This is a genomic window from Undibacterium sp. Ji22W, from assembly GCF_049340305.1.
In the GTDB taxonomy this organism is placed as follows: Bacteria; Pseudomonadota; Gammaproteobacteria; order Burkholderiales; family Burkholderiaceae_D; genus Undibacterium.
Window position 1 is genome coordinate 1,051,773 of the sequence record NZ_JBMPOU010000003.1, and the last position, 23,751, is coordinate 1,075,523.

Sequence of the window (23,751 nt, forward strand, 5' to 3'; positions counted from 1 at the left end):
TGTATCGTTTTTGTATTAATCAAAATCAAGTTTTTTATGCTTTTAAATTTAGTACTGAAAATCTGAATGTAGTTAAGAATCTTTTGAAAGGTACCAAGTATGAATAACAAACGCATCAGTACTGACACGCGCAGTATTACCGAGGATCTTGACCACTATTCTCTATCTGACTCCTTGGCATTTTTTAATTCATCGATGCCGATTGAGACAAACAATCCACAAGTGATTTTGCCGATGTATTCATTTGGACCTATGTATGCATCACCTCCGGTCGCAAGTACGTTTAATGGCATATTAACGTCCCTCAGCGACGTTGCTGCTGCAAACACCTATCTTCTCAGCGGAAACGTCATACTTACGATCAATCTGGCTAGTGCAACTTCTGGAACTTACGCTATCGATCTAACAGGATTTGGCGTTGGGGACATGTTGAATATCGTCTCCGCGAGCACCGGGATGTCGGTGATCACCAATCCGTCTGTGTATCCTGCTACATATTTAGATTCTTACTACGATTTTCCAGATGACTATGAAATTCAAGAGAATGCCACGTTGAGTGGCACGACACTGATACTAGAACACCTCTACACCCATTATATTGCCCTTGGTCCCGCTACCTATGACGATCACGTACCCCTCTATCGGCTTACCGTGACAGGTTTAACAGGCATCACGGCTGATGCAATCACTTACACCTATAACGATGTCACGCACCCAACACTTACAATTAGCAGCGATATTGCAAGCGTCAAATCTGGTGATACTTCAAACATCACTTTTACTTTTAGTGAAAATCCTGGTGATACTTTTACCTGGGATGGAAGTTCCGGTGATGTCGTCGTCACAGGCGGGACGCTAGGAGCAATTACGGGGAGTGGCCTAACCCGAACCGCCACCTTTACCGCAGGCACTGGATCGAACACGGCAAGCATATCGGTAGAAGGCACCTCTTATACAGATGTATCAGGCAACGGAGGTGGTGCCGCAACAACTTCCTTGGATATAGTGCTGAATTCATCACCCACCGGCAGCGTCACTATCAGCGGCACTGCACGTGAAGGTAGAACCTTAAGCGTCACCAACAATCTTACCGACGCCGACGGCATAGGAACGATCAGCTATGTATGGAAAGCCGATGGCAATACTATCGACGGCGCGATTGGGACAACACTATTACTCACCCAAGCCCAAGTCGGCAAAGAGATTACAGCGGTTGCTTCATATACAGATTTAAATGAGACTCTTGAGATTATCAGCTCTGCAGCAACGGGTGTTGTTGCTGATAATGCGGTGCCATCATCGACAAATAAAAACGTTACGATAAGCGAAGATACCTCGCTCACTTTAGGAATTGCAAATTTCGGTTTCAGCGACAGTGATAGCGGAGATACGCTACAAGCAGTGATGGTAACCAGCTTGCCTCTGCAAGGCAGCCTACGTCTGAACGGAAATAATGTTTCGGAAAATCAAAGTATCAGTGCTACTGATGTTCTTGCTGGTCGCTTAGTGTTTACCCCGGTCGCCAATACCAATGGCAATGCATATGCAAGCATCGGGTTTAAAGTAAGTGACGGAATAGACGTATCGACCAATAGTGCCAACCTGATGGTGAACGTCGCCAATGTCAACGATGCCCCCACCGGGCTTGTAACTATTTCTGGCAGGCTCATCGTAGGACAAGTCCTCACCGCGAGCAATACTCTTGTCGATACAGACGGCTTAGGATCGATTACTTACGTTTGGAAGGCAAACGGTATCACGATTAAAAGTGAGAATCTCGCCGCCTATACTTTGCGTAGCACTGATACCGGAAAGAACATCAGCGTCAGTGCCGTATATACCGATCAAGGCGGTAACTTCGAGAGTATGAGTTCTGCTGCAACCGGCGCAGTTCAAGATAATAATCACGCACCAACAGGCTCTGTGACATGGAGTGGCATCAATCGACAGGGTGAGATGCTGACGGCTAGCAATACACTTGCCGACGTTGATGGCATGGGAGTGATTACTTATCAGTGGCGCGCGAATGGTGTTGACATCCATGGCGCAACCAACCCAAATTTTACAATGGGTCAAAATGAGGTTGGCAAATACATCTCCGTATCTGCGATTTATATTGATCAGTTAGGCAATGCTGAGCGTGTCAATTCTGGATCAACACTACAAGTCGTCAATGTGAATGACGCACCAACGGGTAACGTAACACTATCTGGCAATGCTAAGGTGGGACAGGTTTTGAGTGTCAATAGTACGGTGAATGATCTCGATGGGATGGGGACAATCTACTACCTTTGGATGGCAGATGGTGTCAAAATTAAAGGCGCAAGTTCACCCACTTATACGATAAAGGCTGCCGAACTCGGGAAAGCTATTTCAGTCAAGATTTATTATACTGATTTGCTGGGAACTAACGAGAGTGTCACTTCCATGCCGACCACGGCGGTAGCGCCATCAAATGGCTTATTGGCATTCGGCTTAAGTAGCTCTGGCGCGGAAAGTGCCTTGCGCGATTTAAGCAATTCATGGATGCCAACACCCAAATTTTCTCAGCAGGTAGCAGGTCTGAGTATTTTCGAGGCGGAGTCTCTACACCAGTCTAGCAACAGCTCTGTCGGTGTTGAAGACATAAACTGGCATTACCCTGTATCCGATTCTCTTGCAGAATTGGTCGTTGTCGGACATTTGAATCACACCATGTTTTATTCCTAAATTAAAGGACTGTTCTTCATATCATTGAAACGCTTCGATGACCTCCTGTTCGGTGTCCGGTTCAAATATGACTGTGCAACTCATATCGTCATGCCGAGTTTTTGTACGATTTGATCAAGCCTGACACGAACGGGTTTTTCCGATGAACGTTTTGATAAGCGACGACCAAGCTCCGCCTTTTGTGCATCTGTAATTGGGAAGTTAGAAGTCCGGGCAGCAACAGAATACGGGGTCAAAGTCATTGGGGTCATCATTGTGGTCAGGTCTTGATCTTACGTTTTAGTGTGTTGATGTTGTATGTCAAGACTTGACCCCATTTTTTGAGTGGGGTCGCACGTGAGTGGGGTCAGGTCTTGAATCGACGGTTTTCGCGTAAATATTGCATGTTAAGACTTGAACCTTTATCTCACAAGGTGGGGAGAATGTTGTATGGCAAGACTTAACCTCATATTTCTATAAATGTGTCATGTCAAGACCTGACTCTATGTTTTATTTTTTTGAAAAAGCAGTAACGTGAAAAATGTAGGGCGGGTGCAACCCGCGCCGCTAGCATGTTCAAAATACCGAAAGGGTAATTAGATGCTTGAAAGAAGATTTGAACGATGAATCGTTGATGTGATCTACAGCGCGGGTTGCACCTGCCCTAAATGGCAGAACCCAGTTAATTTTGATCAGACCTTATTGGGCTGAAGCTTACACTTGGGATTACAGGTTTAAGGTAGAATACTTCGCATAGATCGCTTGAATTTTCTATCCGTTTTTAGGTACATACTAGAGAATAAGAATTTCCGGGTTCTAACAGAAGCAATGGGGACGCATTCGGATTTATTTTAACTAATGAAAGGAAAAACTATGCTCAAAAAATTCGGGTTTCTCGTTGCACTTATCGCGCCTTTGACTGGGTGCGGGAATGAAAATAAAACCGTCAGCGCGGAGAGTAGCAAGCCTACACCGCCGTTAGTTGGTTGTTATTCGGATGCAGAAAAATTACCAATGGGCGGTAATGAGTTAATCACCGTATCCGCAAACAATGGCGAATACAAAATAACTTATGGGAAAGATGGAGAATTCCGCGATGGAAAGGCATCTGTTTTCAAATTATATGAAGGCGCACAGAACATCGAAAACGGTGCTAAAGAAAATTTATCAGAGCCATCAACAGCCGAAGAAAAGGAAGGAATTAAACAACTTGCAAGCGCAGTAGAACGGGCGTTATTTGAGCAAGTCAAAGATAGCGGATATATGTTTTTTGAAGTTAAGGCGGAAATAGCAAAAGAAAAAGGCGCTCATTACTTCCTTCAATCAAACATGATCTACCCACTCAAGAAAATAGACTGCCCAAAATAAATTTAGCTCTTTGGCAAATAAAAAGCGGCATAGTATGCAGCCATTATCGGCTGCTCCCCTGCCACACCATCCGGCATGTGGAACCCCGCAACAAAATTCATTGGGGTCAGGTCTAGAATTGACGTTTTAGTGTTTTGATGTTGCATGTCAAGACTTGACCCCGAGCCTTGTTCTATCTTTATCGACCAGAATGGCTTTGTATTTTCCTTGAAAAACATGGCCGACGCGAGCATGCCTGCGATTGAATTGTTGGGTGCACACGCCATTGAGTTGCCGCATCCCCACTTGTAAATTGGCGTCTGGCGTCTCGATTAGCAAATGGTAGTGATTGTCCATCAAGCAATAAGCATGGCAAATCCAGTTGAACTTCGTTATGCATTCAGCCAGCAGGTCGAGAAACCCACGTCTATCATCGTCTCCAAGATATACAGCCGAGCGCGCATTGCCACGCGAAGTGATTTGGTAGATGGCACCGGGGAAGCTTAGGCGTAATGGTCTGGACATGGGGATTAGTCTAGTTCATAAGTGTGTTATGTCAAGACTTGACCCCATTTTTTCTTAAATTGATGCTGACCCATTTGTTAGAAACCTAGGTTGGGCTCCCCCCTACAACAAATTTTATTTAGCGGCAGGGACGGCGTGTGGCGCAGCGGAATTTATGGCTTGATTCAGATCGGCGACGATGCCATCCAGACTGCTTTCACCATAGCCGCGGTAGACCTGAATAATTTTGCCGTCACGTCCAATAATTACTAAATGCGGAATGCCTTTGACTCCAAAACTTTTTGCGTAAGTTTCATCGGGATCATAGGCAAGCATCATTTTAAGATCTTTCAGTGTTCGCGAGACTCTTCGAAAAACGTCGCGCTCTTCAGTATTGACCGCAATGACCTGAACTCGTTCTTCGCCTGCAAGATTTTGTATGTTTTCCAAGATGGGCAATTCCTTCAAACAGTACTTACACCAGGTTGCCCAGAACGAGACCACCACGACTTTCCCTGCAAAGCTCGACAGCGTAATGACTTTGCCATCGAGTGTTCGACCTAATTCATTGGGGGCAGGCTCTCCCACCCCATTCGCAGCAAATGATTCTGCACTTAAGAGTAAAGCGAAAGCTGCAAATACAGGTCGTAAAACAGAGTTGGAAAACAAACGCATTTTTATTGTTCCTAAAAATTTTTATGAAATGATATTTCGTTATTCTAACTATTTTTTTCTTCGGTTTACAATAAAAAGCGGGTAGGTGCTGAGTTTTACTTTGCTTCGGATCAAACGCCGACAAACACGCCGCGATTTGGTCTGCATTCACGAAATCCGGCAGTGCCAAATAAATTCATTGGGGTCAGGTTTTGAATTAACGTTTTAGTTTGTTGATGTTGCATGTCAAGACTTGAGCTCGAGCTTTCCTGGCGCAGCTTAAATTGCGGGAAGAACGTATCAAGAAATTCGATCAAGAACAGAATTTTTAGACGCATATTGCAAGATTGAAATGGCATTTACCTGCAGATTTCCTTGTAAGTGACGAATTGCCGTGCTGTTGTGACGAATGCTTTTGGCAGCTTGGTTATATGTTCAATAGTCGGCATATACTCCACAGCATCACTATCGTATTTATCGCATTCCAGTTCGGGAACGATAAATGAAGTTTTCTAGGGAATTATATGTTTAGCACTTCTAAATCTCGCCCGCAGCAATACGTCGCAGCAGTTCTTTCTATAATGCTAGTGGGCCTATTAAACACGTCATCAGCCATAGGGCAAATGGCCGCTACGGCTTCCGATGCTTCAAGTAAAACACAGTGGATCTCTACCTGGGGCGCAGCCCCCGATTCACCAGGGCCAGATTTATCTGCACAGACCATACGGCAAATCATGCGCGTGAGTGTTGGCGGTGATGCTGTACGTGTGAAAATTTCCAATGAATATGGCAACAAACCCCTACACATCCATGCCGCTTCTGTCGCACAACATGCGCAGGGTGCCGCAATCGTCGATGCTAGTCGTCATTCATTAACACTTGCGGGCAAAGACGACTTCACGATTGCGGTGGGTGACAGCATCGTCACGGACGCAGTCGACATGCCGGTAAAGGCCTTGCAAGAATTAGCAGTGAGCCTGTACTTTGCTGAAGGAACTGGCGCGACCACGATCCACAGCACAGGCATGCAGACTGCTTATATCAGCAATGGTGAGGATCAAACAAAAATGATCAATCCACGCGTCGATAACAAAGACGACAGCCGTTATTTTGTCTCTGATATTCAAGTGCGCACAGGGGAAAAAGTACGTACGATAGTGGTCATCGGTGATTCGATCACAGACGGCATCGGTACAGCTGATGATAGCAACACACGGTGGCCAGATCAGTTGGCCGATAGACTCCAAACGCACAAACATCTGCAGGATATTGCTGTCGTCAATTCTGGAATTAGCGGCAATCGTATTTTGAACGACGGGTTTGATCCGTTTCTGGGACCAAGCACACTCAAACGTTTCGATCGCGATGTGTTAGGCAAAGCAAATGTGCAATGGATCATTCTTCTACAAGGCAGCAACGACATTACCGCCAGCGGTATGTTTGACGACGCAAAACAAAAAGTCACCACAGATCAAATCATCGCTGGAATGAAAATTGTAATCGCGCGAGCGCATGAGCATGGCATCAAAATAATGGGCAGCACCATCCTTCCACGCGGAGGCTCAACAGGCGCTCGCGCTGTCACTCCAAAAATGAACGCAGAGCGCGAACTAGTTAACGCTTGGATACGCGGCGAGAATCAGTTTGATGCGATCGTTGATTTCGACAAAATTATGCGTGACCCAGTGCAACCAAGTCGCCTGTTAGCGGCTTACAACAGTGGCGACTTTACCCACCCAAATGCAGCGGGATATCGCGCGATGGCGGCGGCAATCAACTTGAAACTGTTTGAGTAAAACTTAGAGCGCATTTACATAGCGCCAAGTACTTTGCACAGCTATCGTCGTCTTCACCGGAATTTATTGGGGGCAGGTCATGAATTGACGTTTTAGTTTGTTGATGTTGCAGCTCAAGACTTGGTCCCATTCTTTCCTGTCGCCTCAGCACAAGCTCACATTGGTCTCATGGCAGACCATTAATGTGCGATCAATGTGAGCCATCGCCGGGAGAAAGGCAAGTGGCCTGTCATCGCTTGAGCGCCGCAGGCAAATAACGGATCAATGTATGTTGCTAGGCTAGCGCCATTAGGTCAAAGTGTGAATGAGTGCTTGGGTTGTCAGTCAAGTATTTTTGCACTAAGATACTTCTACCTACTTGGAGAGCAGGAAATGCGATGCGCTGGTTTCTTATAAAGACAGTTGTGGCATTTCTCGGACTGCTCCCGCTCTACAATCTGGCTATGGCTCAAGCGTTAGAGCCCTTAAGGCTTATGTACTACGAACGCAAGCCTTTCAATTACATGGACAACGGTGGCAATGTAGTTGGTCTCACAGCTGATCCAGCGACCAAGATCTTTGCAGCGGCCAAGATTCCAATCGCCTGGCAGGTACGCTCCGCAAATGCTATCCTAGATGCACTACAGAACAACACAGCGGCCATTTGCTCTCCGGGTTGGTACTACAGCGCGGAGCGTGCCAGCTACGCGCAGTACACACAGCCCATCTACCGCGAGAAACCGCTGGTGGGCCTGGCAAATGTGAACTTCAAATACCAAATGGGAACCACCGCAAAAGACCTGTTGGGGCGTTCAGATGTTCGACTCATGATCAAACAGAACTTTCTGTACGGCCCGTACCTCGACAACATCATCGCCAAAATGCCGGTCACACAGTTGATTTCGGAGGCTGCGGAAGTGTCGGACATCGTGAGACTGATTCACAAGGGTCGGGCAGATTTGTCTATCGTGACGCAAGAAGAGGTCGAGCTGTACGTTGCCAATGCACAACTCAAAATGACCGATTTCAATATCCTCAAGTTCACGGACATTCCCGCAGTTGAAATGCGCTACATCCTGTGCAGTAAAAAAGTGCCTCCCGCCACCATCGACGCATTGAATGCGGCGATTGCGAAAACAGTACAGTTGGGCCGTTAGTAACCACGGTGCTCTGTAGACGTGTAAAAGCTTGACGTTGCGCCCATCGAACTCCGAGCAATTTAGCGGCGCACGGCGTATGCCGAATCAAATGGGTCAGCTTCGGTTTTGTTTCGATGCTGACCAAGATTGTTTATTTATTGCTTGATGTTGGAATGTTGGAGCTGACCCTGTTAGTGCGATGACTAAGCTTTCGCGTATCAAAAATTCGGCGTGTTCGCGTTAGGTTTAGGCAATTCCGTTACTGGTTTCGCGTACGTCGTTTTAGGATTGTTTTTCAACATAGTCGGCATACTCAACATTTGCTCAGGGGCGCTGCTCAAATCCATCAAAATCATCTCAGTTTGCGTTGCATAAAAATTCAACTGAGAACGCTCATGCAGATTCGACACCCAAAGTGCTTTGCCGCATGACTTCCACTTATTTGCTCTGTTAAGACTAACGCCACTGCGATCTGTCAGACTCTGATAGATCTCTTTGGGATTATACGTATCCGTAAAGTAAGTCGACATCTCCGCCCAGCAGTAAGGATAGGGCGTGACCGTGCCGAAATCTCCAGGAGAAATATAATGCCCTTGCACATAATTTGTTCCAACCAGACTGAGTCCCGGCAGCATGCGATCTGACCACATCGTACGATCTTCAAATTGTGTGGTGTCGTCATACACAAAATAGCTAAGCTCACCAAATTTCTCTTTTAAACCGACATGGATGTCCGCTGTGGTTTGCTTTCTCGGCACATAGCGAATGAAGCGTCGAACCGCAATCACCGTGTCATCAGGAAGAAAACTCAGACGCAAATTATCTTCGGTAATCGTAGGCTTCGTGATGTCGAGACTAATATTGGTTTGTGCATCGTAGATCAAATCGGCAGTGCCTATCGTCACTTCTTTGCTGACATTCTTCAACTTTGATTTCGGAAATTTCTCTTTAATGATGGCCATGACTTCGGTTTTCGACATGCCGATGCGAATTCCCAGAATGTCTGGATTTTGCATTTTGCTGGATTGCGCCAAGGCCAGATTCGACATCAATATGGCTGCACATGTTGCGATGACTTTCATTTTCATTTTGCGATTCCATTGCTATAAATTTGGTTTAACTTTTTAAGGGAATCCCACCTTGTGCCGCCAGATCCTTTTGCGTGAACAAAATAGGCGTTAGACTTTGGCGCAGGAAGAGAGCAAAAGTATGGGAAGTTGAAGCCACCAAAGCGAAGTATTTTACCCCAGAAGAAAGGGGGCAGATCTTGAATTGACAGTGTTCTTATAAATATCGCATGTCAAGACATGACGCCATGGTTTACGAACCATTTTCTGACGGGCAGCAACATGAAAAAAGTAGGGCGGGTGCAACCCGCGCCGCCAGCATGTTCAAAATACCGAGAGGGTAATAAATATTTGAAAGAAGATTTGAACGATAAATCGTTGAGGTGATTTACAGCGCGGGTTACACCCGCCCTACATAGCTGTTGGCACGTTCAGATGTTCGACTCATGATTAAACAGAATTTTCTGCACGGCCAGTACCTCGACAACATCATTGCCAAAATGCCGGTCACACAGTTGATTTCGGAGGCTGCGGAAGTGTCGGACATCGTGAGATTGATACACCTAGGGCGGGCAGATTTGTCTATCGTGACGCAAGGAGAGGTCGAGCTGTACGTGGCCAATGCACAACTCAAAATGACCGATTTCAAGATTCTCAAGTTCACGGACATTCCCGCAGTTGAAATGCGCTACATCATGTGCAGTAAAAAAGTGCCTCCCGCCACCATCGACGCATTGAATGCGGCGACTATGAAAACAGTTCAATTGAGCCGTTAGAAACCACGGCGCTCTGTAGACGTGCAAAAGCTTGACGATGCGCCCATCGAACTCCGAGCAATTTTGCGGCGCACGGCGTATGCCGAATCAAATGGGTCAGCTTCGGTTTTTAATGCGAAGCTGACCCCTTTAGTTTGCTGCTTTAATTATGGTGCCATGTCAAATGTAAGGCCTGACCCCGCGCTTCAGGATTGGCGGTTTATCACATTGATATTGGATATCAAGACTTGAACCCTTTCTCTGTTACTTTTCGATTTCACTAAACTCTCTCTCTAGGCAATTACCAACTACCCAAACTAATGATGCTGGCAAAATCCACAAGAAAGTGAAAAGCGTAAAATATGCAATAGTCTGATCTTCGGTGATGCCAGATGCTTCACAAATTTTTCCTAGCGAATATAGGAGCACGGTAAGTACTATCTCAAGAGTGACAATAAGAAATGAATTGCCATGCTCTCTCATATGCTTGTAGGAATCAACGATTCCACCTTTTGCCTTACTTCGTTTCTCGGTTAGGGCTCTGTAAAATGCGTACATTGCTGAGCTATCCAAGAGAATTTTAAATATCGTCCGAAGTTGATTGAATAAGAGAAAAAAAGCGACGTAAGCTGTCAATCCAAAGAAGAAAGTCAATCCGTTCGCGCTATTAAGATTCTTTAGTTTGCAATACACGATAATGGTAGGAAAAAGCGGTATAAAAACTAATCGCAGTAGACCTAACCATTTCGCTTCGGAATTTCTGAGTACTAGAAGAAATCGTCCTGCGTGAAAGACAAGAATTGGTGCACTTGCGATGTAACAAAAGGTAAGACCGTATGCGATTAACAAAAGAGAGTTCTGTGCATTAAAATCTTTGAAATTAATATCTAGTAAAAGTGGCTTTAAGATTGGGGTCTTCGTACACATCGTGTAAAAAAGAATGGCTCCGATGACCGTCCCAACAGCATAGCGTACTGTGTAGAATTCCCACCATTTCGATGTGCTGATTTCTGTCGAACTTCCGCTTGATGCAGAGGTATTGTTTGAGCGAATTTTTGTGGTCATTTCAGTTGACTTATGCTTTCCTACTTGAAGGAAGAATCTTGGGGGCAGGTCTTGACTAAACGGTTAATTTGATCAATGTTACAAGTCAAGACTTGACCCCAATTTAACACTTGTGGATGTAGGGTTTTGAATGAGACATTGGATTTCGGATATCTTGTTTATTTTAGAATTCCAATATTCCTGAATATTTATGTTTATGTTGGGATGTTAGAACCGACCCCGTTCGCGCCTGAACCAGTTCGAGCCTTCTCTCTCGAAATTATTGCCCAATGCTACGTATTTTGCTCACTTTAGGAACCGTACTTAATTCGTCCACAGATTGCTTTATTTTTTGTTCAACATCATCTATTTTTCTTCGTTTAGACCAACGTTCGTACAGTTCAATAATTACTTCATATGTGTTCGGATGGGCGGGGTCTCGGAAAAACGCTATGTGTGACTTAAATTGACTGACTGTTTCAATATAAAAGACATTTTCCGCCTTATAGGCGAAGTCCTCATCAGCCATCCCTGAAAGGATGACTCGTGCGAGTAGTTCAATTTCGTTTAAGAGGTTAATTGCAGCGTGGCGCATTTTCGGCGAACTTTGAAATTCTGTAATCCATGTGTTTCCATCTGGAAGATCGCGAAAATTAAATGTTTTCATTTCATAATTGAAATCTGAAACGTTTCCTTCATCTTCAATCTCATATAATTTGCGCTGCAGTTCAACGATCTTTGGTATTTTTTGATCAAAAATATTCAGTGTTGTATTCAAACATTCTCTTTTATATTTTGCTGCGATATCTTTCCTTACTAACCATAATTGAGCTAATCCAATCAGCAATGTAACCAACATAATTGGACCGGATAACAGATACAGGATTTCAATTTGGTTTTTATGTTGAATTAGGTAGTCCATATCGTTCCTAAAATAATAAATCGGGTTCTATCATTCGGTGCTTCTGCGCAACTTGTTAAGATATTCTTGCGAACAATAATTGAAAATGAAATCATTACGATTTATGTAGTAATTGAGCTGTTGAAAATCACTTCCCCCAACTATCCTTTAAAGTAGTCACCCGATTAAACACAGGCACCCCCTTCACAGAATCCACACGATCCGCTACAAAATACCCATGACGTTCAAACTGCAAACGTGTATCCGGTTCCACATTCACCATACCCGGTTCGACATAAGCACGAATAGTTTCTAAAGACGCAGGGTTCAACAAAGCCATGAAGTCTTTGCCGCCCGCATCTGGGTTGGCGTCTGTGAACAAGCGGTCATACAAACGCACTTCCACTTCCAAAGAATCCGACACGCTCACCCAGTGGATGTTGCCTTTGACTTTGTAGTTGGCGCTGCCTTCTGTGCCGGATTTGCTGTCGGCGAAGTAGTTGCAGTGGACGGCGATAATGTTGCCGTTCTCGTCTTTGTCGCAGCCTGTGCATTCAACTACGTAGCCGTAACGCAAACGCACTTTATTGCCAGGGAAGAGGCGGAAGTAGCCTTTGCTTGGTACTTCCATGAAATCTTCTTGTTCTATCCACAGTTCTTTGCTGATTGTGAATTCGCGGTTGCCGAGTTCTGGGTGGTGTGGGTGTATCGGTGCGGTGCAGGCTACTTTTTCACCTTCTGGGAAATTGTCGATGATGAGTTTGAGCGGGCGCAAGACGGCGGTGGCGCGTGGTGCTTTTGGGTCTAGGTCTTCACGCAAGCAGCCTTCTAGCGTGCTGTAATCGATCCAGCCGTCGGAGCGGGTGACACCTATGCGCTCGCAGAACAATTGGATGGCTTCTGGTGTGTAGCCGCGACGGCGGATGCCGACGATGGTAGGCATGCGTGGGTCGTCCCAACCACTGACGATGTTTTGTTCGACCAGTTGGCGCAGTTTGCGTTTGGAGGTGACGACGTAAGTCAAGTTCAAACGGGCGAATTCGTATTGTTGCGGTACCGGTTGTTTGAAGAAACCACCTTCGGCAGCACGGGCGATGATCCAGTCGTAGAACGGACGGTGATCTTGGAATTCCAAAGTACAGATCGAGTGCGTGATGTTTTCAATCGCGTCTTCGAGTGGATGGGCGTAATCGTACATCGGGTAGATGCACCATTTGTCGCCGGTGTTGTGGTGATGCGCGTGACGGATGCGGTAGATCGCTGGGTCGCGCATATTCATGTTGGGTGATGCCATATCAATCTTGGCGCGCAAGATGTGGGCGCCATCGGCAAATTCACCTGCTTTCATGCGGCGGAACAAATCTAAAGATTCGGCTACTGCACGGTCGCGGAAAGGTGAGTTCACACCAGGTTTGGAGAAGTCACCACGATTCGCTGCCATGTCTTCGGCACTTTGGCTATCGACATAGGCGTGGCCTGCTTCGATCAGATATTCGGCAATCGCATAGAAGGTGTCGAAGTAATTGCTGGCGTAGTAGAGGTGGCTGCCCGCTGGGGTATTGGTACCATCGTCCCAATCAAAGCCTAACCATTTGACGCTGTCCATAATCGTATCAACGTATTCTTGATCTTCTTTTTCTGGATTGGTGTCGTCAAAACGTAAGTGGCAACGACCTTGGTAGTCGCGGGCTAAACCGAAGTTTAAGCAGATGGATTTGGCGTGACCGATGTGCAGATAGCCGTTCGGCTCTGGAGGGAAACGTGTGATGACATTCGGTAAGCCATCGCGGGTGTATTTGCCTTCGGCCAGATCTTTGTCGATGATGGCGCGCAGGAAGTTGGAGGGTGCTGCTGGAGCAGCCGCTTCTGTATTTTTGCTATCGTTTTTGATGTTGCTTTTAATATCGTTGCTCATTGCGAATTCTTCACGAAAAAATAGGTCAATATGAAATGCTGTGGGATACCGGAATAGCAAGCATTTTACCGTAGCGCAGCATATTTAGGCGGTTTTGCGCTCGCGTTGTCGTTTGTTATCCGTTTTACCGTGGAATTGCGGGACAACATCGAATTTTTCCTCTTCAGCCGCCGAGAAATGCCGCTAGCGCTTGGGGTAAACATATTCTGTTTGATGCATTGTTTTGCTCTTGTGTTATCTTTCGGCCTGTTTATTTTTGGCCTTATCACTGGTGACTCGTTTTCCTCAAACCTTAGTCATTTCTTTTTGCTCTTTTGTCTGACGCAAGTTTTTATGCATTTTATAATGCGCTTTTTGTAATATTTATTTAAAAATAGGGTGTTAAAAAATCTCCCATTTTGAATAATTTCATCGTCTGAGTTTTTAGTTTTCATGATCAAAAAAATCTTTATTTCAGCTGGTCTTGTATTGACCATGCCTGTGGCGTTTGGTCAAACCACAGCTCAAACATTCACTCCAACCACAGCTCCAACCACAGCTCCAACCACAGCTCCAACCACAGCTCCAACCACAGCTCCAACCACAGCACAAACCACCATCGCCATTCCGCGCGCGAAAACGCCGCCACAGTTAGGCGATTATGTAGATGGAATTCCGGCCGATGCGGGTGTGGCGATCCAGGACTTTAAACAGCGTACGCCGGGCGATGGAACTCCTGCATCGCGCGCGACGACGGCTTATCTTTCTTATGACGATACCCATTTGTATGCGGTGTTCGTGGCGCAGGACGATCCTGCATTAATCCGCGCCCATATTGCGAAGCGTGAAGATTTTGATGGGGATGATTTTGTCTTGCTAGAGCTGGATACCTTTCGTGATAAGCGTCGTTCGTTTTCGTTCTTTGCTAATCCGTATGGAGTGCAATCTGACTCAAAACGCACGGAAGGATTGGAGCTGGATAAAAACTTTGATACGCAATGGGAATCGGAAGGCAAGCTGACGGATTTTGGTTATGTGGTCCGCATGGCGATTCCGTTCAAGAGTTTGCGTTTTCAAAATGCCGCTGCGCAGAACTGGGGTTTTGCTGTTGGTCGTGTGATTGCGCGCTTGAACGAAGAGGCATTTTGGCCGCCTATCTCAAAGCAGTTTGCGGGCTTTGTGCCGCAGATGGCGGAGCTGACTATCCCTGAAAAGTTACAGGCAGGCTTGAATGCTCAGTTGAATCCCTTTGTCTATTTGGGCGATACGCGCGTGCTCACTACCGACGCTATGCAGGGGCGTTGGCACAGTGAACGCAAAGCCCAAGCTGGATTGGACGCTAAGTGGGTGGTCGGCGAGGCGAGTGCGATTGATGTGACGATTAAGCCAGATTTTAGCGAAGTCGAATCGGATGAGCCGCAGATCGTGATCGATAAGCGTTATGAAGTTTTGTTCCCCGAAAAGCGTCCGTTCTTTTTAGAAAATGCGGGATTTTTTCAGACGCCGATGCCGCTCTTTTTTTCGCGTCGCGTATTGCAGCCACAAGCGGGGCTGCGTATGACAGGGCGCTACGACAATTGGGCGTATGGTGCTTTATTGATTGATGATCAGGCCGCTGCTGAGGACGGTCGTGCTTCCGCGCATATCGGTGTCGTACGTGTGCAAAACGATGTGACGCATGACTTGAGTCTGGGTGGTTTTATGAGCGACCGACGGTTGGAGCAGCAACGCGATAGTGTGGCGGGCTTAGATGCGCGTTATCAGTTGGATGATAATTGGGTCGTGCAAGCGCAGCTGGCAGGTAGTCAAAGTCAATCCGATAGTCAACAGCAAAGCGGACATTTGGTCTACCTCGAAGCCAAGCATCAGGGCAAACATTTGGACTATCTCGCCAAATATTCCGATATCAGCCGCGATTTTGCGAACAGCCTGGCATTTTTACCGCGTACGGATCTGAAGCAGTGGCGGCAAGAAGGGAAGTACTACTGGCATTTTGATGATGAAGTCTTGCACCGGGCGGGTGTGCTGGCGAACACGACGGTATCACGTGATCAGACGAATCAATTGCAAGATTGGTTTGTTGATGTGGGCCTTGGCGCGGAACTAAGCCGTGACTCATGGTTAGAGGTATTTCAACGGCGCGGCTATGAACAGTTCTTGGGCAAGTCGTATCACAAGCAAGGTTGGTTCGTAAGCGCCGGTAGTAGCTGGTTGAGTTGGTTAAGCGCGATGGCAGAATTCGGTAGCGTGGATAGCATTAACTACGCTCCTTTGGATTCTGCTGGCACCTTGATGGGGCAGGGGCGCAGCATCGATTTGACCTTGAACTTCAAACCGCATTCGCAGTGGCGTATTGAACAGAAATTATTGTGGAACGATCTGCGCGCTCCGGTCGAAGCGACAGCACAAGAGGATGGCAATACCGTATATCGTAATCTGATGTGGCGTAGCAAATTCAGTTATCAACACCATCGTTATCTGGGTTTGCGCGTGATCGCCGATTACCATTTATTGCGCAGTAACCCGGCTTTCACTAATCTTGAATCCGGCAAGCAATTAAACTTGGATTTTCAGATTAATTACTTGCTGTCACCCGGCACCAGCCTGATCGCGGGCTACGGCAATCGACAGGAGAATCTGGCGTTTATCCCGAATTCATCGGCTTTACAAAAGACCGAGGAGTTGAACTTGCGCACCGGACGTCGTGCTTTTATTAAATTGAATTACCTGTATCAATTGTAGTGTGATCGACAATGGTCTATGCCATTGTTGTGGTGAATCGCACGATCAGGACTACTCTCCCGCAAGCGGGAGAGTGCAAGTTTTAGTGCTAGCGTTGGCGTGTGGGTGCTGCAGCCACGATAGGAAGTGAAACAGCAACGCGATGCAGTTTTCCATTCAGCGAGAAAATTCACGCATCACCTACACATCAATTTTCATGTCTTGCATGCTTAGTTGGTATCGTAAAAATCAATCAATCAATCAATCAATCAATCAAGGCAAGGCTTTGATCGCAAATACATCGCTATCTTTTGCTAAGCAGCCCTTGGCTTTCAATTGTTTATTTAACTCCAAAATCTCTGGTAAAACGCTGGTGAGGTAAGTGCGTTGTACTTTGAGGATCGCCTTGTTGCTTTCTTTGGGATCGACGCTGAGCGCCATTTGATCATCAGCGCGAAAGAGCTGGCGGCAGGTTTCGATGAGTTCGACATTGGTCGATTCCATCGTGAATTGGAATTGCATTTTTTGCGCGGTCTGCGCCGCGACTTTTGGTGCGGATCGGGTCAGGGAGATGCGGTCTTTTAAGCCCCAGATTTGTGTGCTGTAGTAGGCGATTCCTAGTGCGCAGATGAGGATAATGAGTTTGCGTGCCATTATGGATGAATTGTTTGTTATGAATAATGTAAAGAAACTTGGAAGGTAAAATCAAGTTGGATTTAATTCAACTAAATTAAATTAAATTAATGTAATGAATTAAAAAGATAAATTAAAAATCAAATTAAGCGCGCATTAAAAACGCATGAGGCTTTATTGCGCTCATTGGCGTTTTCTCATGTTTAATGATGCCAAATTTTTATGGCGGGAAACAAACGGAAAAAGCGAGTTTATCCGATTTTTCGTGGGTGACGGCGTAAGATTTGGTGCATACTGAAATTATTCTGAAGCAATAGTGATTTGTGTAATTTTGGTGCAAATTGCGTGCTCTGGTTCTCTATTGTTTTTGCCCTAGCGCTATGAATGAGGAAGCCATAATGTCGGAAAAATCTTCTGATGATCTAGAGAGTCAATCTGATTTCGACCCTATCGATCAACTTTCGATCACTGAGCTTAAGGCGCAACTGCGCGCCACTTCTGCTTGGCAAGCGCGCGTATTACAGGCACTCGATCATTTGCAGTCTGGCCTCGTCATGTATGGTGCCGATGATGTGCTGGTATTTTGCAATCGACGCTTTAAAGAAATCTATCCCGAGATTGCTGACGTCCTCAATCCTGGCACACCCTACAGTGAGATTGCACGGCAATTTTATCGCCGCGAATTTCACAAACGCACCGACCAAACGGAAGCGGAATATGTCACCCGACGCGTGAAACAGCATTTACTTCCGGACGAATGCGATGACGAATATTTGATGTCGCCAGGGTCATGGATTTTAGCGTCCGATAGAAAAACTTCCGATGGCGGCGTGATTGGTTTCAGACTCGATATCAGTGAGCGCAAACGCGCCGAACAATTGTTGGCCGAGACGGAAATGCGGATGATGGCCGAACTCGAACACAAAGTGGATGAGCGTACCCATGATTTGCAATTGGCGAATCAACATTTAGAGCAGGCTTTGGAGAATTTGCGGGGTGCGCAAAGGCAATTGGTACAAAGTGAGAAATTAGCGTCGTTAGGATTTTTGGTCGCTGGTGTTGCGCATGAAATTAATACACCGATCGGAAATGCTTTGTTGGTTGGAACTTCTTTACGTGAAGAGATTGATCAGTTTGATCAGCAGGTTAAGCAAAAACTCACGCGCAATTTGCTCGATAAACACATCGACTTCATCATCCGTGGCAGTGATGTTCTCGTGTCTAATCTTAAACGCTCTGCGCAATTAGTACAGGGCTTTAAGCAACTAGCGCTTGATCGCGCGACCGAGCAACAAAGAAATTTTGTCTTGGTCGAAGTGATTGATGAAGTGATGTTGGCGATGGCGCCGATCTTAAAACGGACACCGTTTAAGTTGAACATCGTGGTGCCAGATGATCTTCAAATGCATAGTTATCCCGGACCCTTAACACAAATTATTGTCAACTTCATTAACAATGCCTTGGTTCACGCTTTTGAAGGTAAATCGGTTGGACAGATGTGCCTGAGTGCTCAAGTGCTTGCCGATGATCAAGTCGAAATATTGTTTAGTGATGATGGCAGTGGTATGCCTGAAGAGGTGGCGAATCATGTGTTTGATCCCTTTTTTACCACCAAGTTAGGACAAGGCGGTAATGGGCTAGGCATGCATATCGCTTACAACATCACGACGCAATTACTCGGCGGTAAGATTACGGTCGAGACTGCGTTAGGGAAGGGCACTTGTTGGCGCTTGTTGGTACCAAGAAAATTGGCGGCGTAAACTAAGCGCTCGGTGATCGTTGAAAAAACCTAGATCAACAGATCTTAATATTCCCGCCAATTCTTTTGCTCGTGCGTCGGTGAAATTTTGAGCTTGTAATTGATGATTTTAGCATCTTGCTCTGAGATTTTTTTACTGAAATTTTGGCGTAAAAAATCCCACATATCTTTCTCTAATGCTTCGCATTGTAAGACTGCGCGGCTTTTTTGCGTGTCGCGGTGTTCATAGAGTAAATCGTCCGCATCTCTTTGTTCGCCATCATTGCGCTCATATCGGTCGTAGCGATCATGGCGACGCGGTTTACGTCTTTCTTCGTCTTGCGATTTTTCGTAATCTTTAATCGGCAAGGTGCAGTTTTCTTTGAACACGGTTGCTAGTTCATAGTTTACCCGTGGGTAGCATTGTGAATTGCGATGTGACAGTACCCAACACACCTTTTCTATCTCGCGTTGGGTGTTGATCGAGGCGACTTTTTTGAGCAACTCGTTGTCTTTGATTTCGGTCGATTTCTCGGCAATCTTGCTAGCGCAAGGTTGGTCGGTATAAATCGACTTGCCGGAGCTTGTCACACACTTTCGCATTTGTGCCTGAGCCGAAATACTGAGTAAAGACAAGGCTATCAGCAGGCAAATACGATGAAGTTTTTTCATGGTCACGGTCAATTGAAGATGGCTTGAGGTGTTTGAGTTGAGTACTTAGAATGCAAATTGGGAAACAGCGATCAGCGATTATACTGAAACTGCTTCAAGCTGGGCAGAATAATTGTGCGGTATTTTTATGAGCTTTTTTAAACTGATTTTTATCAATATTTTTCGCTGGAAACAAATCCGGCAATACCACTGACTGCTGGCATAGAAGCGCCGCTAGCTTTGACGCGCTTAGTGGACCACTGGTAGTGGATGTGCTACAGAAATGAGCGAGGAGTCAATATATTTGCGGAAAGTATTCTAGTGCTGATACTGATACTGATGCTGATGCTGATGCTGATGTTGAAGGTGATGGCCGCTATTCTTGTTTGTATAAGAACAGCGGCATCGAGGTGAAGCTGCTAAAAAATTATTTACCAATGAGCGTTAGGCAACCGCCATACTAAATTGGCGCTGACCTTGTTGCGTAGTAGAACGCACACTGACGTTCATCGTGTTCTGCAAAGACTCAATTGAGCCGCCGGTCCGATATTGAAAACTCACATCGATCACATCACCCGCAAGCACACCGATCGGCGTTTTCAAGGGCAGCGCCATGTAGTGATTTAACCAGTCAATCGTCGAATTGGTTTCCTGTACGATTGCCAGCACATTTTTGGTAATGAATCGCAAAGCACTCAGTTGACCACTTTGTTCTATCGTCATCTGGCCTTCCCAATGAATCCACAGATCATTGGTTTCCTGGAAGTCGATAATTTTATATAAGGCAGGTTGTGCGAGCTCTACGGTGTCAGCGGTAAACACACCGCCCAATTGAAATTGAATAATAGGCGCTTGGTAGCCAGAAAAATCATAGCGCTGTTGCAGTGGCTGTACGGCCATCAAAATGGCTTCTGGTATAAACACCGGCATTGCCTGCGCGGGGAATTTTTCAGCGTAGCGCTTCTTGAAATTTTCAATTACTTCGACTTGTTTCTCACGCAGCATCGCCACATGAATCATTTCGCAAATCACAAAATCTACCGGCTCTGGTGGCAAATATTCAAACGCGTCCGCATGGATGACTTCCACTCTGTCGCCATGTTGATTCATCGCTAATAGACGGCGCGCCTCAGTCACCATATCTGGATTAAATTCTACGCAATATACTTTTGCCGCCGTTTGTGCGGCAAACCATGACAATACGCCTGTGCCACCACCGAGTTCTAATACGCGTGCACCGGCAAACACTTGGCGTTGAATCGCTGCTTTGAAGTTGTCCATACGGTTCGCGTCCATCAGCATATTGTGATGGTATTGCAGCGGAATAAATTGTCCTAAATAGCAGCTCTCTGCTTCGCGTTCGACTAGCATAGTCTTCCTTCCATCCATAAGTTGGGATCGAGTGCTGAGGTAAAAAGCCAGCGGTCGATACAATCAGGCGTGTGCACGATGCTCGCCGATGTCAGGATTATCTAATTTCCGCTCAGAAACAAATGGCCGAGATGCGCGGTGTTTATGCTTCAATTCGGCCTTTGTCGATACATCTGCCCATCTTACAGGCTGCACATGCAGTAGTTTTTAACTGGCATGGTGCCAACTTGTGTGGATTTGGTAACTAGGCAGCTTCGTGATCCTTCGCCTTTGTTGCAATCCACTGTAAGACGGTTTCATTATCTTCTGCAACTCGGTGACCGATAGGGTGAAATCCTGCTTTTCTGACGGTTGCGATCGATGCCATATTGTCGGGTAATATTTCTGCCAGTACTTCAATGGCACCATTGGCAAACGCGAGTTCTAGTAGTGATGTAACGGCAGCACTGGCGACACCCTGACGACGGTGGTCGGACGCAACGCCATAGCCAATTTCCACTCTGCCGAGTAGCGGTTCACTTTTGAAGCCACAGCCGCCCACGATGCGCAGGTCATCATCGCGAACGATGATAAAGCTACTGCACCAGAAAGCCGATTTTCCATCATTCAAATGTTTCAATGCACGTGCCGCAACAAAATCGGGCGGCAGTGCGCCAGACGCCGCACGAGCGGCCAAGTCTGTAGGGAGCTGACCGGTCGCCAGTTCTTGTAGTTGCTGATAAGTCAGGCACTGAAGTGAATATGACATATTAAAAATAGTAATTAGCTGGTGACAAGAACGTGTTGCAGGGCTAGATCTATTGACCCCAAATTGCTGTAAGCCGATGACTAAGGTCATGCGACACTTCTGTGAGCGCAGATTGATTTGTGATGGCGACAATTGTCGATAGAACTTGTGCGCTATAGACGTAGACATCGGACGATGTTCCATCGCCAGTGCTGTTGATGATAATCGGTGCAATGCGCGTATTGGGTTTGTACATAGGCGCATACACAGTAAGGTCGGTAGCATCGATGGTTTGTCGCGTGATCTCGATATAAAGCATCGCGGCTTGTAACAAAGCAAGGTCGTGACCAGGATGCGCTTTGTCTTGATTTAACCAAGCTAATTTCGGGGCGACTTGGAGAGCGATTTGTAATTTGGCAGAGACGGGGATGTAAGCTACGGCTGCGTTGGTCGCGGCTTTTTGTTCTGCTTCGACGATAGAAATTGAAGCGCCTGGATGGACTTGGTAACTGCCCAGAAATATCGGTGTTACGTGATATTGGCGTGCCAGATTGACTAAATGTTTGAGCGAGGCATTTGCGTCTTCACATGACTGCGGTCCAAATGCGCATAAGAAGTCACCTCCGCGTTCTTGCAATATCACATACGAGTAGGCCTGCGACGCCAGTGCCTGTTCGACCGACTTATCTTGCACTCGCTCGGTTAATGTTGCACCACCTTGTGCGAGCATGTCACTGACGAAGGGATGTCGATTATTCAGTGAGAGCGCATCAAAGACTGCAGGTAAGTTGGCAACATAGGTCAAACTATTGCCAACAAACAGAACCCGTGTGGCTTTGTCGTTTGCGTGGGCTGTTGCCATACACAATATAGACGACATCGCAAATAAGAGTAAGGCAATAAGAATCACTGGCAACTTCGCATTGAAGAGTTGAAAGTGTGTTGAAATTTTGTTGCGCTTGAGAGTTGGCAATGGCATGTTTGGCGGTAGATCTGCGGATACTTAATTGATCGATTTACTCGTTTGCATGTTAACAGGTTTTTATTGGTAGATCGCGTGCCTTTTCGTTGATGTGGTGTGAATGAATTTTTGGACGCAAAAAAAGGCAGAACTCGTCTGCCTTTTTCCGTTGATTAATGCGATGGTTAGGCACGCATAAACGACGGCTTCTTTAATAGACCCAAGGACATCGCAGTTGCCAGTAAAACGACGGCAATTCCGGTGATGATGCCTGTCGTGATCGGTTCGCCCAATAACAACCACGCCCAAATCGATGCGGTAGCAGGCACCAGAAAGGTCACTGTGACCGCTTTGCTTGCGCCTTCGGTCGAGATCAGGTGGAAGAACAAACCATACGCGACACCAGTACAAACGATGCCGAGTATCACGACCGAGAGCAATGCCGATGCTGTGCCGTGTTCGATGGCGTGTGGAACAGAAGGCAGAGCAAACGGCAATAAAGCGAGTGCGGCGGCAAATTGGCTTCCAGCAGCGGTGGCTAAGGAAGGAATTTCTTTGGCGTGCATACGGGTGTAAGTGGCTGCAAATCCATAATTAATCGCTGCCCCTATGCCGGCTAAGACCCCACCGATGACTTGTGGCGTGACAGTCGTTGGACCGATGCCAACCAAAATAGCAACTCCGATTAAGCCCAACAAAAATGCCGTAATGCGCAGCGCACTCAGACGTTCTGCTAGCAATACAAAACCGAACACGGCAGTGAAGATCGGTGCCAGCGAATTCATCGTCGCCATGTAAGCGGAGGGAATATACAGCGCTGACCAGGCAAATAGACTAAAAGGAATCGCGGTATTTGTCACACCGATGATGAAATAAGTCTTGGCATTGCGGCGCCATGCAAAATCGATTCCCATTTTGCGCGCGAATAAATACAAAGCCAATGCACCTAAGGCTGCGCGTCCGAAAGTTGTCAGAATGGGTCCAAAAACGGGTGCGGCGATTCGCATCAACATAAAGCTAGTACCCCAAATTAAGCCGAGGATGAGAAGTCTGGTGAGATTGGCAGTCGACATGGCAGTTTTCTTTATGTGTTGAGTAAGGCAGTGAGGAAAATGGCAAATTAAGTTGGATATAGGTAGCATCGTAGCGAGCAAAAGGCTAAAAAGCGAACGATACTTATT

The 23,751-nt window shown here is 46.3% G+C and carries 20 protein-coding genes; 7 read left to right on the forward strand and 13 right to left on the reverse strand.

All coding sequences use genetic code 11. The features are described from left to right. The first annotated feature begins 99 nt into the window (after positions 1-99). Entirely contained in the window at positions 100-2,709 is a 2,610-nt protein-coding gene (locus tag ACO0KW_RS17110; protein ID WP_423054564.1) for an Ig-like domain-containing protein, read from the forward strand. 80 nt (positions 2,710-2,789) lie between these two features. Here the strand turns inward: ACO0KW_RS17110 and ACO0KW_RS17115 are convergent, their stop codons facing one another. Beyond that, complete coding sequence (locus tag ACO0KW_RS17115; RefSeq protein WP_423054565.1) at positions 2,790-2,963, reverse strand: hypothetical protein; 174 nt, start codon at positions 2,961-2,963, stop codon at positions 2,790-2,792. Positions 2,964-3,561: 598 nt separating this feature from the next. Here ACO0KW_RS17115 and ACO0KW_RS17120 point away from each other — a divergent pair. Beyond that, positions 3,562-4,056, forward strand: coding sequence for a hypothetical protein (locus tag ACO0KW_RS17120; protein WP_423054566.1), 495 nt, complete (start codon positions 3,562-3,564; stop codon positions 4,054-4,056). A gap of 147 nt (positions 4,057-4,203) precedes the next feature. On the opposite strand, the gene ACO0KW_RS17125 is transcribed toward ACO0KW_RS17120, so the two are convergent. Next, entirely contained in the window at positions 4,204-4,560 is a 357-nt protein-coding gene (locus ACO0KW_RS17125) for a transposase (protein WP_423054567.1), read from the reverse strand. 114 nt (positions 4,561-4,674) lie between these two features. Continuing rightward, a complete protein-coding gene (locus ACO0KW_RS17130) occupies positions 4,675-5,214 on the reverse strand; it encodes a TlpA family protein disulfide reductase (protein WP_423054568.1) in 540 nt (179 codons plus the stop codon). Between the two features lie 503 nt (positions 5,215-5,717). Here ACO0KW_RS17130 and ACO0KW_RS17135 point away from each other — a divergent pair. Further along, the gene (locus ACO0KW_RS17135; RefSeq protein ID WP_423054569.1) at positions 5,718-6,989 is read left to right on the forward strand and encodes an SGNH/GDSL hydrolase family protein; all 1,272 of its coding nucleotides are present in this window, start codon (positions 5,718-5,720) and stop codon (positions 6,987-6,989) included. A gap of 377 nt (positions 6,990-7,366) precedes the next feature. Continuing rightward, on the forward strand, positions 7,367-8,125 hold the full coding sequence (locus tag ACO0KW_RS17140; protein ID WP_423054570.1) for a substrate-binding periplasmic protein: 759 nt from the start codon (positions 7,367-7,369) through the stop codon (positions 8,123-8,125). A gap of 200 nt (positions 8,126-8,325) precedes the next feature. On the opposite strand, the gene ACO0KW_RS17145 is transcribed toward ACO0KW_RS17140, so the two are convergent. After that, positions 8,326-9,195, reverse strand: a complete 870-nt coding sequence (locus ACO0KW_RS17145) for a hypothetical protein (RefSeq protein WP_423054571.1) — start codon at positions 9,193-9,195, stop codon at positions 8,326-8,328. A gap of 425 nt (positions 9,196-9,620) precedes the next feature. On the opposite strand from ACO0KW_RS17145, the gene ACO0KW_RS17150 reads away from it, so the two are divergent. After that, positions 9,621-9,950 (forward strand): hypothetical protein, encoded by a 330-nt coding sequence (locus ACO0KW_RS17150; RefSeq protein ID WP_423054572.1) that lies wholly within the window; start codon positions 9,621-9,623, stop codon positions 9,948-9,950. A 243-nt stretch (positions 9,951-10,193) separates the two neighbouring features. Here the strand turns inward: ACO0KW_RS17150 and ACO0KW_RS17155 are convergent, their stop codons facing one another. The 3 genes from ACO0KW_RS17155 to ACO0KW_RS17165 form a co-directional block, all read right to left on the reverse strand. Next, positions 10,194-10,994, reverse strand: coding sequence for a hypothetical protein (locus ACO0KW_RS17155; RefSeq protein ID WP_423054573.1), 801 nt, complete (start codon positions 10,992-10,994; stop codon positions 10,194-10,196). A gap of 259 nt (positions 10,995-11,253) precedes the next feature. After that, positions 11,254-11,895 carry a DUF4760 domain-containing protein gene (locus ACO0KW_RS17160; RefSeq protein ID WP_423054575.1) on the reverse strand — a complete coding sequence of 214 codons (642 nt, stop codon included), beginning with the start codon at positions 11,893-11,895 and terminating at the stop codon, positions 11,254-11,256. A 127-nt stretch (positions 11,896-12,022) separates the two neighbouring features. Beyond that, a complete protein-coding gene (locus ACO0KW_RS17165; RefSeq protein WP_423054680.1) occupies positions 12,023-13,765 on the reverse strand; it encodes a glutamine--tRNA ligase/YqeY domain fusion protein in 1,743 nt (580 codons plus the stop codon). 456 nt (positions 13,766-14,221) lie between these two features. Here ACO0KW_RS17165 and ACO0KW_RS17170 point away from each other — a divergent pair, with 456 nt between their 5' ends. Next, positions 14,222-16,510 (forward strand): DUF5916 domain-containing protein, encoded by a 2,289-nt coding sequence (locus tag ACO0KW_RS17170; protein WP_423054576.1) that lies wholly within the window; start codon positions 14,222-14,224, stop codon positions 16,508-16,510. Between the two features lie 252 nt (positions 16,511-16,762). Here the strand turns inward: ACO0KW_RS17170 and ACO0KW_RS17175 are convergent, their stop codons facing one another. Continuing rightward, on the reverse strand, positions 16,763-17,143 hold the full coding sequence (locus ACO0KW_RS17175) for a hypothetical protein (RefSeq protein ID WP_423054577.1): 381 nt from the start codon (positions 17,141-17,143) through the stop codon (positions 16,763-16,765). 377 nt (positions 17,144-17,520) lie between these two features. Between ACO0KW_RS17175 and ACO0KW_RS17180 the strand changes: the two genes are divergently transcribed. Then, positions 17,521-18,882, forward strand: coding sequence for a sensor histidine kinase (locus ACO0KW_RS17180; RefSeq protein WP_423054578.1), 1,362 nt, complete (start codon positions 17,521-17,523; stop codon positions 18,880-18,882). Positions 18,883-18,926: 44 nt separating this feature from the next. Here ACO0KW_RS17180 and ACO0KW_RS17185 read toward each other — a convergent pair whose 3' ends face one another. The 5 genes from ACO0KW_RS17185 to ACO0KW_RS17205 form a co-directional block, all read right to left on the reverse strand. Further along, a complete protein-coding gene (locus tag ACO0KW_RS17185; RefSeq protein WP_423054579.1) occupies positions 18,927-19,532 on the reverse strand; it encodes a hypothetical protein in 606 nt (201 codons plus the stop codon). A 423-nt stretch (positions 19,533-19,955) separates the two neighbouring features. Then, a complete protein-coding gene (locus tag ACO0KW_RS17190) occupies positions 19,956-20,882 on the reverse strand; it encodes a methyltransferase domain-containing protein (protein ID WP_423054580.1) in 927 nt (308 codons plus the stop codon). 244 nt (positions 20,883-21,126) lie between these two features. Then, a complete protein-coding gene (locus ACO0KW_RS17195) occupies positions 21,127-21,720 on the reverse strand; it encodes a GNAT family N-acetyltransferase (protein ID WP_423054582.1) in 594 nt (197 codons plus the stop codon). Then, positions 21,680-22,588 (reverse strand): hypothetical protein, encoded by a 909-nt coding sequence (locus ACO0KW_RS17200; RefSeq protein WP_423054583.1) that lies wholly within the window; start codon positions 22,586-22,588, stop codon positions 21,680-21,682. The genes ACO0KW_RS17195 and ACO0KW_RS17200 overlap by 41 nt, the downstream gene beginning before the upstream one ends. A gap of 167 nt (positions 22,589-22,755) precedes the next feature. Then, positions 22,756-23,643 carry a DMT family transporter gene (locus ACO0KW_RS17205; RefSeq protein ID WP_423054584.1) on the reverse strand — a complete coding sequence of 296 codons (888 nt, stop codon included), beginning with the start codon at positions 23,641-23,643 and terminating at the stop codon, positions 22,756-22,758. Between the last annotated feature and the right edge of the window lie 108 nt (positions 23,644-23,751).